This window comes from Zhongshania aliphaticivorans, assembly GCF_001586255.1.
In the GTDB taxonomy this organism is placed as follows: domain Bacteria; phylum Pseudomonadota; class Gammaproteobacteria; order Pseudomonadales; family Spongiibacteraceae; genus Spongiibacter; species Spongiibacter aliphaticivorans.
In genome coordinates this window covers 305,355-324,213 of sequence record NZ_CP014544.1, presented here as the reverse complement: position 1 = coordinate 324,213, position 18,859 = coordinate 305,355, and the positions used below count along the sequence as shown (strand labels likewise).

Here is an 18,859-nt window from a genome sequence, read left to right as displayed (position 1 = left end):
TCGTGGTTGCCGTGAAGGCATTACCCGCGGCGTCGGTGCCAGTCACTGTTGCATCGAAGCTGGTGTCGGCGGCCAAATCGGCGCCGTCAACGGCAATGCTGTAGGTGTTGCCAGCCAGTACAGTACCGCTGTAAGGCGTGCCGTTGATGGTGAAGCTAACGGTATCGCCAGGCGCAGCGTCGCCGCCGACGGTGCCCGTTACATCAATTGAAGTACCGGCCTCCGCTGCGTTCACGATGTCGTCAGGCGTGATGTCGTTGACCGTAATCGTTGCGGTCGCCGTCGTATCAACGGTGTGGGTTGAAGTCGTCGTTGCGGTGAACGGATTACCCGCAGCGTCAGTGCCTGTCACGGTGGCATCGAAGCTGGTGTCGGCGGCCAAGTCGGCGCCGTCAACCGCAATGCTGTAGGTGTTGCCAGCCAAGACGGTGCCGCTGTATGGCGTACCGTTAATCGTAAAGCTAACGGTATCGCCCACTGTGGCATCACCACCAACCGTACCTGTTACATCAATCGTACTTCCGGCTTCGGCTGCGTTCACGATATCGTCAGGCGTGATGTCGTTAACAGTGATCGTTGCTGTCGCGGTGGTATCAACTGTATGCGTTGAAGTAGTCGTAGCAGTGAACGGGTTGCCCGCATCGTCAGTGCCCGTCACGGTGGCATCGAAGCTGGTTTGTGCTGCTAGATCGCTGCCCGCCACTGTAATGCTGTAGGTGTTGCCCGCCAAGACAGTACCGCTGTATGGCGTGCCGTTAATGGTGAAGCTAACCGTATCACCAGGGGCAGCGTCGCCGCCGACGGTGCCCGTTACATCAATTGAAGTACCCGCTTCAGCCGCGTTCACTATGTCATCAGGCGTGATGTCATTAACGGTGATCGTTGCGGTCGCTGCAGCATCAACGGTGTGGGTTGACGTAGTCGTAACCGTAAACGGATTACCCGCTGCGTCGGTTCCCGCAACCGTCGCATCGAAGCTGGTATCGGCGACCAAGTCAGCGCCGTCAACCGCAATGCTGTAAGTGTTGCCCGCCAGTACGGTGCCACTGTATGGCGTTCCGTTAATCGTAAAGCTAACCGTGTCCCCAGGGGCGGCGTCGCCGCCAACAGTACCTGTTACATCAATCGTGCTTCCAGCTTCTGCCGCGTTAACGATGTCGTCCGGCGTGATGTCGTTGACCGTGATTGTTGCAGTCGCGCTTGTATCAACGGTGTGGGTTGAAGTCGTCGTAGCCGTGAACGGATTGCCCGCATCGTCTGCGCCAGTCACTGTCGCATCGAAGCTGGTATCAGCCGCCAAGTCGGCGCCATCAACGGCAATGCTGTAGGTGTTGCCGGCCAGCACAGTGCCGCTGTATGGCGTGCCGTTGATGGTGAAGCTAACAGTGTCGCCCACTGTTGCATCGCCACCAACCGAACCGGTGACGTTAATGCTTGTTCCGGCTTCGGCCGCGTTAACGATGTCGTCAGCTGTGATGTCGTTAACGGTGATTGTTGCACTCGCCGTCGTATCAACGGTATGCGTTGAAGTCGTGGTTGCGGTGAACGGATTACCCGCTGCATCAGTGCCAGTTACAGTCGCATCGAAGCTGGTGTCTGCCGCCAAGTCTGCGCCATCAACTGCAATGCTATAGGTGTTGCCCGCCAGTACGGTGCCGCTGTATGGCGTGCCGTTAATCGTAAAGCTAACAGTGTCACCCACTGCTGCATCGCCACCGACAGTGCCCGTCACATTAATTGAAGTACCCGCTTCTGCTGCGTTAACGATGTCGTCAGCGGTGATGTCGTTGACCGTGATTGTTGCACTCGCCGTCGTATCAACTGTATGCGTTGAAGTCGTGGTTGCGGTAAATGGATTACCCGCGGCATCGGTGCCAGTCACAGTCGCATCGAAGCTGGTGTCGGCGGCCAAATCGGCGCCATCCACCGCAATGCTGTAGGTGTTGCCGGCCAAGACAGTACCGCTATAAGGCGTGCCGTTAATGGTGAAGCTGATTGCGTCACCAACGGTTGCATCGCCACCCACTGTACCGGTGACGTTGATGCTTGTTCCGGCTTCGGCCGCGTTTACGATGTCGTCAGCGGTGATGTCGTTAACCGTAATCATTGCGCTCGCCGTCGTATCAACGGTGTGGGTTGACGTAGTCGTTGCGGTAAATGGATTACCCGCATCGTCAGTGCCGGTCACGGTGGCATCGAAGCTGGTTTGTGCTGCTAGATCGCTGCCCGCAACCGCAATGCTGTAAGTGTTGCCGGCCAGCACGGTGCCACTGTAAGGCGTGCCGTTAATGGTGAAGCTAACGGTGTCGCCCACTGTGGCATCGCCACCAACCGTACCTGTTACATCAATCGTACTTCCGGCTTCGGCTGCGTTCACGATGTCATCAGGCGTGATGTCGTTAACGGTGATTGTTGCGCTCGCCGTCGTATCAACGGTGTGGGTTGAGGTAGTCGTTGCGGTAAATGGATTACCTGCCGCGTCTGTACCTGCAGCCGTCGCATCGAAGCTGGTGTCGGCAGCCAAGTCAGCGCCGTCAACCGCAATGCTGTAGGTGTTGCCAGCCAATACAGTACCGCTGTAAGGCGTGCCGTTAATGGTGAAGCTAACCGTGTCGCCCACGGTAGCATCGCCGCCGACAGTACCGGTCACATCAATCGTGCTTCCGGCTTCGGCCGCGTTAACGATGTCATCTGGGGTGATGTCGTTAACCGTGATTGTTGCGCTCGCGCTGGTATCAACCGTGTGGGTTGACGTAGTCGTAGCCGTGAACGGATTACCCGCTTCATCAGTGCCAGTTACTGTGGCATCGAAGCTGGTGTCGGCGGCCAAGTCGGCGCCATCAACCGCAATGCTATAGGTATTGCCCGCCAGCACAGTGCCACTGTAAGGCGTGCCGTTGATGGTGAAGCTAACAGTGTCACCAGGCGCGGCGTCGCCGCCAACAGTACCTGTTACATCAATCGTGCTTCCAGCTTCTGCCGCGTTAACGATGTCGTCAGGCGTGATGTCGTTAACAGTGATCGTTGCTGTCGCGGTGGTATCAACTGTATGCGTTGAAGTAGTCGTAGCAGTGAACGGGTTGCCCGCATCGTCTGCGCCAGTCACTGTGGCATCGAAGCTGGTTTGTGCTGCTAGATCGCTGCCCGCAACCGCAATACTGTAGGTGTTGCCGGCCAGCACAGTACCGCTGTAAGGCGTGCCGTTAATGGTAAAACTAACCGTATCGCCCACTGTTGCATCGCCACCTACTGAACCAGTGACGTTGATTGTTGTTCCGGCTTCGGCCGCGTTCACGATGTCATCAGGTGTGATGTCGTTGACGGTGATCGTTGCCGCAGCAGACGTATCAACGGTGTGGGTTGACGTAGTCGTTGCGGTAAATGGATTACCCGCAGCATCGGTACCCGTTACTGTGGCATCGAAGCTGGTGTCGGCGGCCAAGTCAGCGCCGTCAACGGCAATGCTGTAAGTGTTGCCGGCCAGCACAGTACCGCTGTAAGGCGTACCGTTGATGGTGAAGCTGATTGCGTCACCAACGGTTGCATCGCCGCCGACAGTACCGGTCACATCAATCGTGCTTCCGGCTTCAGCCGCGTTAACGATGTCATCTGGGGTGATGTCATTCACTGTGATTGTTGCCGAGGCAGAGGTATCAACCGTGTGGGTTGACGTAGTCGTTGCGGTAAATGGATTACCCGCGGCATCGGTACCCGTTACTGTCGCGTCGAAGCTGGTGTCGGCCGCCAAGTCGGCGCCGTCAACCGCAATGCTGTAAGTGTTGCCCGCCAGCACGGTACCGCTGTAAGGCGTTCCGTTAATCGTAAAGCTAACCGTGTCGCCAGGGGCGGCGTCGCCGCCAACAGTACCTGTTACATCAATCGTGCTTCCAGCTTCTGCCGCGTTAACGATGTCGTCCGGCGTGATGTCGTTGACCGTGATCGTTGCCACGGCAGTGGTATCAACCGTGTGGGTTGAAGTCGTAGTTGCCGTAAACGGATTACCCGCAGCGTCAGTGCCGGTCACGGTGGCGTCGAAGCTGGTGTCTGCCGCTAAGTCTGCGCCATCCACCGCAATGCTGTAGGTGTTGCCTGCCAGTACAATACCGCTGTATGGCGTGCCGTTGATGGTGAAGCTAACCGTATCACCCGGGGCGGCGTCGCCGCCGACGGAGCCCGTTACATCAATTGAAGTACCGGCTTCTGCTGCGTTAACAATGTCGTCAGCGGTGATGTCGTTGACCGTGATCGTTGCGGTCGCACTGGTATCAACCGTGTGGGTTGAAGTCGTCGTTGCGGTGAACGGATTACCCGCTGCATCAGTGCCCGTCACGGTGGCATCGAAGCTGGTATCCGCCGCCAAGTCGGCGCCATCCACCGCAATGCTATAGGTGTTGCCCGCCAGCACGGTGCCGCTGTATGGCGTACCGTTGATGGTGAAGCTGATTGCGTCACCAACGGTTGCATCGCCACCAACAGTACCGGTGACATTGATGCTTGTTCCAGCTTCGGCCGCGTTCACGATGTCATCTGGGGTGATGTCGTTGACCGTGATCGTTGCGGTCGCTGTCGTATCAACCGTGTGGGTTGAGGTCGTGGTAGCCGTAAACGGATTACCCGCAGCATCGGTACCCGTTACTGTCGCATCGAAGCTGGTGTCGGCCGCCAAGTCTGCGCCATCCACCGCAATGCTGTAGGTGTTGCCCGCCAGCACGGTGCCACTGTATGGCGTGCCGTTGATGGTGAAGCTCACCGTGTCGCCCACGGTAGCATCGCCGCCGACAGTACCGGTCACATCAATCGTGCTTCCGGCTTCGGCCGCATTAACAATGTCATCAGGCGTGATGTCGTTAACGGTGATCGTTGCCGCAGCAGCGGTATCAACCGTGTGGGTTGAAGTCGTGGTAGCCGTGAACGGATTACCCGCTGCGTCTGTACCCGTTACTGTCGCGTCGAAGCTGGTATCAGCCGCCAAGTCTGCGCCGTCAACGGCAATGCTATAGGTGTTGCCCGCCAGCACGGTGCCGCTATATGGCGTGCCGTTGATGGTGAAGCTAACGGTATCGCCCAATGTTGCATCACCACCAACCGTACCTGTTACATCAATCGTACTTCCGGCTTCGGCCGCATTAACAATGTCATCAGGCGTGATGTCGTTAACGGTGATCGTTGCCACAGCAGACGTATCAACCGTATGTGTTGAGGTGGTTGTCGCGGTGAACGGATTGCCCGCTGCATCAGTGCCAGTTACTGTGGCATCGAAGCTAGTGTCGGCGGCCAAGTCGGCGCCGTCAACCGCAATGCTGTAAGTGTTGCCCGCCAGTACAGTACCGCTGTAAGGCGTACCGTTAATGGTGAAGCTAATTGCGTCACCAACGGTTGCATCGCCACCCACTGTACCGGTGACGTTGATGCTTGTTCCGGCTTCGGCCGCGTTTACGATGTCGTCAGCGGTGATGTCGTTAACCGTAATCATTGCGCTCGCCGTCGTATCAACGGTGTGGGTTGACGTAGTCGTTGCGGTAAATGGATTACCCGCATCGTCAGTGCCGGTCACGGTGGCATCGAAGCTGGTTTGTGCTGCTAGATCGCTGCCCGCAACCGCAATGCTGTAAGTGTTGCCGGCCAGCACGGTGCCACTGTAAGGCGTGCCGTTAATGGTGAAGCTCACGGTATCGCCAGGCGCGGCGTCGCCGCCGACCGAACCAGTAACGTTGATGCTTGTTCCGGCTTCGGCCGCGTTCACGATGTCATCAGGCGTGATGTCATTAACCGTGATCGTTGCGGTCGCTGCAGTATCAACGGTATGCGTTGAAGTCGTGGTAGCCGTGAACGGATTACCCGCGGCATCGGTTCCCGTTACTGTTGCATCGAAGCTGGTGTCGGCGGCCAAGTCAGCGCCGTCAACGGCAATGCTGTAAGTGTTGCCGGCCAGCACAGTACCGCTGTAAGGCGTGCCGTTAATGGTAAAGCTAACCGTATCGCCCACGGTAGCATCGCCACCCACTGTACCGGTGACATTGATGCTTGTTCCAGCTTCAGCAGCGTTCACAATATCATCAGGCGTGATGTCGTTAACGGTGATTGTTGCCGCAGCAGACGTATCAACGGTGTGCGTTGAAGTCGTGGTAGCCGTAAACGGATTACCCGCGGCATCGATACCCGTCACTGTCGCGTCGAAGCTGGTATCAGCCGCCAAGTCCGCGCCATCAACCGCAATACTGTAGGTGTTGCCAGCCAATACAGTACCGCTGTAAGGCGTGCCGTTAATGGTGAAGCTAACCGTGTCGCCCACGGTAGCATCGCCGCCGACAGTACCGGTCACATCAATCGTGCTTCCGGCTTCGGCCGCGTTAACGATGTCATCTGGGGTGATGTCGTTAACCGTGATTGTTGCGCTCGCGCTGGTATCAACCGTGTGGGTTGACGTAGTCGTAGCCGTGAACGGATTACCCGCTTCATCAGTGCCAGTTACTGTGGCATCGAAGCTGGTGTCGGCGGCCAAGTCGGCGCCATCAACCGCAATGCTATAGGTATTGCCCGCCAGCACAGTGCCACTGTAAGGCGTGCCGTTGATGGTGAAACTCACGGTATCACCCGGCGCAGCGTCGCCACCGACGGTTCCTGTTACATCAATCGTACTTCCGGCTTCCGCCGCGTTCACAATGTCGTCAGGCGTGATGTCGTTGACCGTGATTGTTGCGGTCGCTGCAGTATCAACCGTGTGAGTTGAAGTCGTCGTAGCGGTAAATGGATTACCCGCATCGTCTGCGCCAGTCACTGTTGCATCGAAGCTGGTATCGGCCGCCAAGTCGGCGCCATCAACCGCAATGCTGTAGGTGTTGCCGGCCAGCACAGTACCGCTGTAAGGCGTGCCGTTAATGGTAAAACTAACCGTATCGCCCACTGTTGCATCGCCACCTACTGAACCAGTGACGTTGATTGTTGTTCCGGCTTCGGCCGCGTTCACGATGTCATCAGGTGTGATGTCGTTGACGGTGATCGTTGCCGCAGCAGACGTATCAACGGTGTGGGTTGACGTAGTCGTTGCGGTAAATGGATTACCCGCAGCATCGGTACCCGTTACTGTGGCATCGAAGCTGGTGTCGGCGGCCAAGTCAGCGCCGTCAACGGCAATGCTGTAAGTGTTGCCGGCCAGCACAGTACCGCTGTAAGGCGTGCCGTTAATGGTAAAGCTAACCGTATCGCCCACGGTAGCATCGCCACCCACTGTACCGGTGACATTGATGCTTGTTCCAGCTTCAGCAGCGTTCACAATATCATCAGGCGTGATGTCGTTAACGGTGATTGTTGCCGCAGCAGACGTATCAACGGTGTGCGTTGAAGTCGTGGTAGCCGTAAACGGATTACCCGCGGCATCGATACCCGTCACTGTCGCGTCGAAGCTGGTATCAGCCGCCAAGTCCGCGCCATCAACCGCAATACTGTAGGTGTTGCCAGCCAATACAGTACCGCTGTAAGGCGTGCCGTTAATGGTGAAGCTAACCGTGTCGCCCACGGTAGCATCGCCGCCGACAGTACCGGTCACATCAATCGTGCTTCCGGCTTCGGCCGCGTTAACGATGTCATCTGGGGTGATGTCGTTAACCGTGATTGTTGCGCTCGCGCTGGTATCAACCGTGTGGGTTGACGTAGTCGTAGCCGTGAACGGATTACCCGCTTCATCAGTGCCAGTTACTGTGGCATCGAAGCTGGTGTCGGCGGCCAAGTCGGCGCCATCAACCGCAATGCTATAGGTATTGCCCGCCAGCACAGTGCCACTGTAAGGCGTGCCGTTGATGGTGAAGCTAACAGTGTCACCAGGCGCGGCGTCGCCGCCAACAGTACCTGTTACATCAATCGTGCTTCCAGCTTCTGCCGCGTTAACGATGTCGTCAGGCGTGATGTCGTTAACAGTGATCGTTGCTGTCGCGGTGGTATCAACTGTATGCGTTGAAGTAGTCGTAGCAGTGAACGGGTTGCCCGCATCGTCTGCGCCAGTCACTGTGGCATCGAAGCTGGTTTGTGCTGCTAGATCGCTGCCCGCAACCGCAATACTGTAGGTGTTGCCGGCCAGCACAGTACCGCTGTAAGGCGTGCCGTTAATGGTAAAACTAACCGTATCGCCCACTGTTGCATCGCCACCTACTGAACCAGTGACGTTGATTGTTGTTCCGGCTTCCGCCGCGTTCACGATGTCATCAGGTGTGATGTCGTTGACGGTGATCGTTGCCGCAGCAGACGTATCAACGGTGTGGGTTGACGTAGTCGTTGCGGTAAATGGATTACCCGCAGGATCGGTACCCGTTACTGTGGCATCGAAGCTGGTGTCGGCGGCCAAGTCAGCGCCGTCAACGGCAATGCTGTAAGTGTTGCCGGCCAGCACAGTACCGCTGTAAGGCGTGCCGTTGATGGTGAAGCTAACAGTGTCGCCCACTGTGGCATCACCACCGACGGTTCCTGTTACATCAATCGTACTTCCGGCTTCGGCTGCGTTCACGATGTCGTCAGCGGTGATGTCGTTGACCGTGATTGTTGCACTCGCGCTGGTATCAACCGTGTGCGTTGACGTCGTGGTAGCGGTGAAGGCATTACCCGCAGCATCGGTACCCGTCACGGTGGCATCGAAGCTGGTGTCGGCGGCCAAGTCGGCGCCGTCAACCGCAATGCTGTAGGTATTGCCAGCCAAGACAGTACCGCTGTATGGCGTACCGTTAATGGTGAAGCTGATTGCGTCACCAACGGTTGCATCGCCACCGACTGTTCCTGTCACATCAATCGTGCTTCCAGCTTCTGCCGCGTTAACAATGTCATCTCGGGTGATGTCGTTAACGGTGATTGTTGCCGCAGCAGACGTATCAACCGTGTGGGTTGAAGTCGTGGTCGCAGTGAACGGATTACCCGCAGCGTCCGTGCCGGTCACGGTGGCGTCGAAGCTGGTGTCTGCCGCTAAGTCGGCGCCGTCAACGGCAATGCTGTAGGTGTTGCCCGCCAAGACAGTGCCGCTGTATGGCGTGCCGTTAATAGTGAAGCTCACCGTGTCGCCCACGGTAGCATCGCCGCCGACAGTACCGGTCACATCAATCGTGCTTCCGGCTTCAGCCGCGTTAACGATGTCATCTGGGGTGATGTCGTTGACCGTGATTGTTGCGGTCGCTGCATTATCAACCGTGTGGGTTGAAGTCGTCGTAGCGGTGAACGGATTACCCGCCGCGTCAGTGCCAGTCACGGTGGCATCGAAGCTGGTATCAGCCGCTAAGTCTGCGCCATCAACCGCAATGCTGTAGGTGTTGCCTGCCAAGACAGTACCGCTGTATGGCGTGCCGTTGATGGTGAAGCTGATTGCATCACCAACGGTTGCATCGCCACCGACTGTACCGGTGACGTTGATTGTTGTTCCGGCTTCGGCCGCGTTCACGATGTCATCAGGCGTGATGTCATTAACCTTGATCGTTGCGGTCGCTGTCGTATCAACCGTGTGGGTTGAAGTAGTCGTAGCAGTGAACGGATTACCCGCAGCATCGGTACCCGTTACTGTCGCATCGAAGCTGGTGTCGGCGGCCAAATCGGCGCCGTCAACCGCAATGCTGTAGGTGTTGCCTGCCAGTACGGTGCCGCTGTAAGGCGTGCCGTTGATGGTGAAGCTGATTGCGTCACCAACGGTTGCATCGCCACCAACCGAACCTGTGACGTTGATGCTTGTTCCGGCTTCAGCAGCGTTCACGATGTCATCAGGCGTGATCGCGTCTACGCTGATGGTCGCTGCTGCGCTCGTATCTACTGAATGCGTTGACGTTGTTGTAGCAGTAAAGGAATTACCCGCGGCGTCGCTGCCCGCAACGGTGGCGTCGAAGCTAGTTTGCGCCGCAAGATCGCTACCCGCTACCGGAATGCTAAAGGTGTTGCCAGCCAACACTGTGCCGCTGTATGGCGTGCCGTTGATGGTGAAGCGAACTGTGTCGCCTGGGGCGGCATCGCCGCCGACCGAACCAGTAACATTGATTGTGGTGCCCGCTTCCACCGCGTTAACCACGTCATCGGCAGTGATGCTATCAACGATGATCGTCGCTGCACTAGCGGTATCTACGGTGTGGGTTGATGTGGCCGTTGCAGTGAAAGGGTTGCCCGCACCGTCCGTGCCCGCAACAATGACGTCGAAGGACGTATCAGCAGCAAGATCAGCGCCCGCTACCGGAATGCTGTAGGTGTTTCCAGCGAGTACGATGCCACTATAAGGTGTGCCATTAACCGTAAAGCTAACGGTGTCGCCCACGCTAGCATCGCCGCCAACCGTACCCGTAACATTGATGTTCGACCCGGCTTCGGCCGCGTTAACCACGTCATCAGCGGTGATATTATCAACCGTGACGGTCGCCGCTGCAGAGGTATCAACCGTGTGACTTGAGGTGGTCGTAGCCGTAAACGGATTGCCCGCGGCATCAGTGCCCGTAACGCTTGCATCGAAACTGGTGTCGGCCGCTAAGTCTGAACCGGCTACTGCAATACTGTAAGTGTTGCCCGCCAGCACAGTACCGCTGTAAGGCGTACCGTTGATGGTGAAGCTCACGGTATCGCCAGGCGCAGCGTCGCCGCCAACTGAACCAGTAACGTTGATGCTTGTTCCGGCTTCAGCCGCATTGACGATGTCATCAGGCGTGATGTCATTAACCGTGATCGTTGCGGTCGCTGCAGCATCAACCGTGTGGGTTGAAGTCGCAGTAGCAGTGAACGGATTACCCGCCGCATCGGTTCCTACAACCGTGGCATCAAAGCTGGTGTCGGCCGCTAAGTCGGCGCCATCAACCGCAATGCTGTAGGTGTTGCCAGCCAAGACAGTGCCGCTGTATGGCGTGCCATTAATGGTAAAGCTAACCGTATCGCCAACCGCGGCATCACCACCAACAGTACCAGTGACATCAATGCTCCCACCGGCCTCTACTGCATTCACGACATCATCGGCAGTAATGTTATCGACGGTGATGGTCGCCGTCGCTGTGGTATCAACGGTGAATGGACGGCTGTCGTTTGCCGTGAAGCTATTACCGGCGTCATCGCTACCCGTCAGGGTCGCGGTGGCACTACCTGCAGTGAGGGCCGCCACATCCGTGGCGGGAACAGTAACACTGAAACTGGTGTTGTCTGCATTGACGGTGGCCGCGTAATCCTTGCCACCAATACTAACAATAACACTGTCACCGCTAGCGGCATCGCCACCAACCGTGCCAGAAATAATAAGATCAGTGCCCGCTTCCGCGGCATTAATAATGTCGTCGGCCGCAATTGCTGCCAGCGCAATAGTTGCCGCCGCACTGGTATCAACGCTGTGCGTTGAGGTACTGCTTGCCGTAAACGGGTTGCCGGCATTATCGGCGCCCGTAACCGTGGCATCAAAGCTGGTGTCAGCCGCTAAATCTGTGCCCGCTACCGCAATACTAAAGGTATTGCCGGCTTGGACCGTACCGCTGTAGTTAGTGCCATTGATGGTAAAACTTACCGCATCACCAGGCGCCGCATCGCCGCCCACTGAGCCAGTCACATTGATTGTGCTGCCAGCTTCCGCCGCGCTAACAACGTCGTCAGCGGTAATGCTATCGACGGTAATGGTCGCCGACGCAGTGACATCAGAAATATGCGTTGAGGTAGTCGTTGCAGTAAAGGGATTACCGGCATCATCGCTGCCAGTTACACTTGCATCAAAGCTGGTATCGGCTGCCAAATCTGCACCCGCGACGGCAATACTGTAGGTATTACCGCTTTGTACGATACCGCTGTAATCATTGCCGTTAACGGTAAAGCTAACCGTGTCACCCGGGGCCGCGTCACCGCCGACCGAACCCGTCACGTTAATTGTACCGCCCGCTTCCGCCGCGCTAACCACGTCATCGGCGGTGATACTATCGACGGTGATTGTCGCGGCCGCTGTCGCGTCAAAAATATGTGTGGAAGTGGTGCTTGCCGTAAACGGATTCCCGGCGTTATCTGTGCCCACTACCGTGGCATCGAAGCTGGTATCCGCTGCTAAATCGCTGCCAGCTACCGCAATACTGTAGGTGTTGCCGGGCTGAACGATACCGCTGTAATCGCTGCCATTAATCGTGAAGCTAACCGTGTCGCCTGGGGCGGCGTCGCCACCGACCGAGCCTGTCACGTTGATCGTACCACCGGCCTCTGCCGCATTAACCACGTCATCGGCAGTAATGCTATCCACGATAATGGTCGCCGCCGCAGTGGTGTCTACGGTGTAGTTTGAGGTGGTCGTTGCGGTGAAGCCATTACCCGCTGCATCAGTGCCCGTTACTGTGGCATCGAAGCTGGTATCCGCAGCCAAATCGGCGCCATCAACGGCAATGCTGTAGGTGTTACCCGCCAGTACAGTACCGCTGTAAGGCGTGCCGTTAATGGTGAAGCTCACGGTATCGCCAGGCGCAGCATCGCCACCGACAGTACCGGTGACGTTGATGCTTGTTCCCGCTTCAGCAGCGTTCACGACATCATCAGCGGTGATGTCATTAACGGTGATCGTTGCCGCAGCAGACGTATCGACGGTATGCGTTGAAGTCGTCGTCGCCGTAAACGGATTACCCGCAGCGTCAGTGCCCGTCACGGTCGCATCGAAGCTGGTATCAGCGGCCAAGTCGGCGCCGTCCACCGCAATGCTGTAAGTGTTGCCCGCCAAAACAGTACCGCTGTATGGCGTGCCATTGATGGTAAAGCTTACTGTGTCGCCTGGTGCCGCGTCACCACCGACCGTACCCGTCACATTTATCGTTGCGCCGGCTTCGGCTGCATTTAAAACGTCGTCAGCAGTGATGTCATCAACAGATATTGTTGCACCGGCAACGTTATCCACCGTGTGAGTTGACGTTGTTGTCGCCGTAAACGGATTCCCGGCGTCATCGCTACCAGCAACACTTGCCTCGAACGAGGTATCGGCAGCAAGATCAGATCCAGCTACGGCAATACTAAAGGTATTGCCCGCTTGCACGGCGCCACTGTAATCCGTGCCATTAATAGTAAAACTAACCGTGTCGCCAATGGCGGCGTCACCGCCAACCGAGCCCGTCACATTAATGGTGCCACCGGCTTCCGCCGCGCTAACCACGTCATCGGCGGTAATATTATCAACCGAAATCGTGGCCGTCGCAGCGGTATCAACCGTGAAGGGCCGACTGCTGGTTGCGGTAAATGGATTACCGGCATCATCGCTGCCGGTGAGGGTCGCAGTAACATTACCTGCCGTTAGCGCCGCCACATCCGTAGCCGGAACAGTAACGCTGAAAGTGATGTTGTCTGCATTGACGGTCGCCGCATAATCATTGCCACCAATGCTAACCACGACGCTGTCGCCGCTAACAGCGTCGCCGCCAACCGTACCGCTAATTGTAAGATCTGCGCCTGCCTCGACCGCGTTAATAATGTCATCTGTGGCAATCGCATCCAGTGCAACACTTGCGGCAGAACTGGTATCCACACTGTGTGTTGAGGTGGTGTTTGCGGTAAACGGATTCCCCGCATTATCGGTGCCAACAACAGTGGCATCAAAGCTGGTATCGGCCAGCAAATCACTACCTGCTACCGCGATACTATAGGTATTACCTGCTTGGACAGTGCCACTGTAATCCGTGCCATTAACAGTAAAACTAACGGTGTCACCAACAGTGGCATCGCCACCGACCGAGCCAGTGACATTAATTGTGGCTCCGGCTTCCGCAGCGTTAACAACATCATCCGGCGTGATGCTATCGACAATAATCGTTGCGGTCGCAGTGGCATCAACCGTGTGTGTTGATGTGCTTGTGGCAGTGAAGGGATTACCCGATCCGTCGCTGCCCGATACTGAGACATCGAAGCTGGTGTCGGCGGCCAGATCCGATCCCGCCACCGCGATGCTATAGGTATTGCCTGCTTGAACAATACCACTGTAGTCCGTGCCATTGACGGTGAAACTAACGCTATCACCAGGCGCTGCATCGCCACCCACCGAACCAGTGACATTGATTGTGCCGCCCGCTTCTGCCGCGCTAAGCACATCATCGGCGGTGATGCTGTCGACAGTGATTGTCGCTGCTGCCGACGCATCCGAAATATGCGTTGAGGTGGTCGTCGCCGTAAACGGATTACCCGCGTTATCTGTGCCGACAACCGTGGCATCGAAGCTAGCATCGGCCGCTAAATCTGCGCCCGCTACCGCAATGCTAAAGACACGGCCCGCTTGCACAGTACCGCTGTAATCTGTGCCGTTAATGGTAAAACTGACGGTATCACCAACGGTGGCATCGCCACTAACCGAGCCCGTGACATTAATTATACCGCCCGCTTCCGCCGCATTGACTACGTCATCGGCGGTGATGCTATCGACGACAATGGCCGCCGAGCTTGTGATGTCGACGCTGTGTGTTGAGGTCGTGCTGGCAGTGAAGGAATTACCCGCGCCATCTGTGCCTGCAACGGTGACATCGAAACTGGTATCTGTAGCCAAATCAGCGCCCGACACCGCAATGCTAAAGCTATTATCCGCTAGTACCGTGCCACTGTAATCAGCGCCATTGATAGTGAAACTAACTGCGTCGCCTGGCGCGGCATCGCCGCTAACAGAACCGGTAATATTGATCGTTGCACCAGCTTCAGCAGCGTTAATGACATCATCGGCGGTGATGCTGTCCACGGATATTGTCGCCGCAGCCGTCGTGTCTACCGCGTGGCTAGAAGTAGTAATCCCAGTAAATGGATTGCCGGCGCTATCGCTGCCCGTCACGGTGACATCAAAGCTATTGTCAGCAGCTAAGTCGGCTCCCGACACCGCAATACTGTAGGTATTCCCCGCCTGCACAGTCCCGCTGTAGTTAGTGCCATTAACGGTAAAGCTAACGGTATCGCCAACAGTGGCGTCGCCGCCGACGCTACCCGTGATGTTAATTGTTGCGCCAGCTTCTGCGGCGTTAACTACATCATCGGCGGTAATGTCATCGACGCTGATACTCGCAGTACTGGCCGTATCTACTGTGTGAGTTGAAGTGGTCGTCGCAGTGAAGAAATTGCCCGCATCGTCGGTGCCAGTCACCGTAGCCTCGAGGCTCGTGTCGGCTGCTAAATCTGCGCCAGCAACGGCAATCGTAAAGCTATTATCAGCCTGAACGGTGCCGCTGTAGGTGTTGCCATTAATCGTAACGCTAACGGTATCGCCAGCTGCTGCGTCGCCAGTAACCACACCAGTGACGTCAATTGTTCCGCCAGCCTCAGCCGCATTCACTACGTCATCGGCGGTAATGCTATCGACGGCAATTGTTGCTGCCGCAGAGGTATCAACTGCGTGAGTCGATGTGGTGCTTGCGGTAAACGGATTGCCGGCGCTGTCGGTGCCCGTCACCGTCACGTCGAAAGACGTGTCGGCGGCCAAATCCGATCCTGCCACCGCAACGCTATAGGTATTACCCGCCTGAACAGTACCAGTGTAAACGGTGCCATTGATGGTAAAGCTAACTGTATCGCCAACCGCCGCATCGCCGCCGACGCTACCCGTAACGTTAATCGTTGCGCCAGATTCCGCGGCGTTAACCACGTCATCAGTCGTAATATCATCAATGGTGATGGTCGCCGCTGCAGTGGTATCAACAAGATGGGAAGAGGTTGTTGTTGCCGTAAACGGATTACCGGCATTATCCGCACCCACGACTGTGGCGTCGAAAGACGTACCTGCCGCTAAATCAGCGCCAGCAACCGCAACGCTAAAGGTATTGCCGGCTTGAACTGTACCGCTATAGTTAGTGCCGTTAATGGTAAAACTAACTATGTCGCCAATGGCTGCATCGCCACCAACCGAACCAGTTACGTTAATTGTGCCGCCAGCCTCAACCGCATTCACAACGTCATCGGCAGTGATGCTGTCGACGGCAATTGTTGCTGCCGCAGAGTTATCAACAGCGTGAGCTGACGTTGTTGTCGCCGTAAACGGATTCCCCGCGTTATCTGTACCGGCAACCGTCACGTCGAAGGAGGTGTCGGCGGCCAAATCAGCTCCCGCCACCGCAATGCTAAAGGTATTACCGGCTTGCACGGTGCCGCTGTAGTCCGTGCCATTAATGCTAAAGCTGACCGTATCACCAACTGCTGCATCGCCACCAACCGAACCGGTCACATTGATAGTGCCTCCCGCTTCCGCAGCGTTAACGATGTCATCGGCAGTGATGCTGTCGACGGCAATTGTTGCTGCCGCAGAGCTATCAACTGCGTGAGTCGATGTGGTGCTTGCGGTAAATAGATTACCGACGCTATCGGTGCCCGTCACCGTCACATCGAAAGACGTGTCGGCGACCAAATCCGATCCCGCCACCGCAATGCTAAAGGTGTTTCCTACCTGAACCGTGCCGCTATATTCCGTGCCATTAATAGTAAAGCTAACCGTGTCGCCAATGGCTGCATCGCCGCCAACCGACCCGGTCACATTGATAATGCCTCCCGCTTCCGCGGCGTTAACCACGTCATCGGCAGTGATGCTGTCGACAGTAATCGACGCTGCCGCTGCAGTATCAACTGTGTGAATCGATGTAGTTGTCGCTGCGAAAGGATTACCCGCTGCGTCTGTACCCGCAACCGTAGCATCAAAGCTGGTATCGGCTGCTAAGTCTGCTCCGTCAACGGCGATGCTGTAGGTGTTGCCCGCCAAGACAGTACCGCTGTATTGCGTGCCGTTAATGGTGAAGCTAACCATGTCGCCAACGGCGGCGTCACCGCCAACCGAACCAGTTACATCAATCGTACTTCCGGCTTCAGCCGCGTTTACGATGTCATCAGGGGTGATGTCGTTGACGGTGATTGTTGCCGCGGCAGAGGTATCAACCGTGTGGGTTGACGTCGTGGTTGCCGTAAACGGATTGCCCGCGTTATCTGTGCCTACAACCGTCGCGTCAAAGGAGGTTTGAGCGGCGAGATCAGACCCAGCTACCGCAATACTAAAGGTATTGTTCGCTTGCACGGTGCCGCTGTAGTCGGTGCCATTAATGGTAAAGCTAACCGTGTCGCCAACGGCGGCGTCACCGCCAACCGAACCGGTCACACTGATAGTTTCTCCCGCTTCCGCAGCGTTAACGATGTCATCGGCAGTGATGCTGTCGACAGCCACACTCGCTGCCGCTGTTGTATCAACCGTATAGGTAGATGTGGTCGTTGCCGCAAACGGATTGCCCGCATTATCTGTACCGGCAACCGTCACGTCGAAGGAGGTATCGGCGGCCAAATCAGCTCCCGCCACCGCAATACTAAAGGTATTACCGGCTTGCACGGTGCCGCTGTAATCAGTTCCATTGATGGTAAAGCTAACCGTGTCGCCAACGGCGGCGTCACCGCCAACCGTCCCGGTCACATTGACCGTACCGCCAGCTTCTGCAGCGTTAACGATGTCATCGGCAGTGATGCTGTCGACAGCCACACTCGCTGTCGCTGTTGTATCAACTGTATAGGTAGACGTGGTCGTTGCAGTGAATGGATTACCCGCGTTATCTGTACCAGCAACCGTCGCATCGAAAGAGGTATCGGCGGCCAAATCAGCTCCCGCCACCGCAATACTAAAGGTATTACCGGCTTGCACGGTGCCACTGTAGTCGGTGCCATTGATGGTAAAGCTAACCGTGTCCCCAATGGCTGCATCACCGCCAACCGAACCAGTTACGTTAATTGTGCCGCCAGCCTCAACCGCATTCACAACGTCATCGGCGGTAATGCTATCGACGGCAATTGTCGCTGCCGCTGTTGTATCAACTGTATAGGTAGGCGTGGTCGTTGCCGCAAACGGATTGCCCGCGTTATCTGTACCGGCAACCGTCACGTCGAAGGAGGTGTCGGCGGCCAAATCAGCTCCCGCCACCGCTACGCTAAAGGTATTGTCGGCTTGCACGGTGCCGCTGTAATCAGTGCCATTAATGGTGAAGCTAACGATGTCGCCAACGGCGGCGTCACCGCCAACCGACCCGGTCACATTGACTGTGCCTCCCGCTTCCGCAGCGTTAACGATGTCATCGGCGGTGATGTTATTGACGGTGATAGACGCTGAACTGCTCGTATCTACCGTGAATGGTAGGCTGGTATCCAGTACCACACTATTACCGGCATTATCGGTGCCTGTAAGCGTTGCAGTTACAGTACCACCGGTGAGTAGACTTACATCCGCGGCGGGAACAGTGACGCTAAAGCGAGTGCCGTCAGCATTGATGGTCGCGTCATAATCCTTGTCACCAATAGTAATAGTGATGCTGCTGTCTGCCGCGAGGTCACCTGAAATAGAACCACTAACAACAAGCGCACTAGCCAATTCAACCGAGTTAACCACGCCGTCCAACGCAACTTCATCAAGGCTAATACTTGTTTTAGCTTGGTCTGGCTGTGAGCCATAACGCGGCCCACTCAGCGAATCAAAATCAAGCTCGTCTGTGTCGTCACCGCCAGTAATAGGCGTCAACCTGGTATCAACAGCCCCTTCACGGCCTTCGCGAAAAAATTCAGACGAAGCTGCAAGTCCGTCGCCAAACCCTGTGTCCCTAATACCCGCTGCCGTCGGGTCTAACTCAGATAAATCAAGGCCGCCCAGAATTGCCTGCTGTAAGGCGGCAATTTGATCTACGTCGACATCCTCATAGCCCACACCGTTATAGGCCGAGGTTTCATCGAAAAGAATTTTGGCGTTAGCCTCAACATGAAGCTGACTGCCATTATAGAATGTCACCGAAACGGTGGAATTAAGTCCCGTTGTTAGCAAATCACCTTCATGAAGGCTATCTCCAACATTAACAACGCGAATTATTCCGTCGGCACTGCGAACGGTTGCAGAACCGACGATTTCAGCGATAAACCCTATTTGCTTGGCAGCCAT

At 56.3% G+C, this 18,859-nt stretch carries 1 protein-coding gene (running past one end of the window); it reads right to left on the bottom strand.

Features of this window, described 5'->3' with window-relative positions:
- A protein-coding gene (locus AZF00_RS19265) for an Ig-like domain-containing protein (RefSeq protein WP_062382700.1) crosses the window boundary here: on the bottom strand, positions 1-18,859 show its 5' portion. Its footprint begins 10,394 nt before the window's first position; 18,859 of the gene's 29,253 nt are visible here — the first part of the coding sequence; the start codon lies at positions 18,857-18,859; the stop codon falls past the left edge of the window.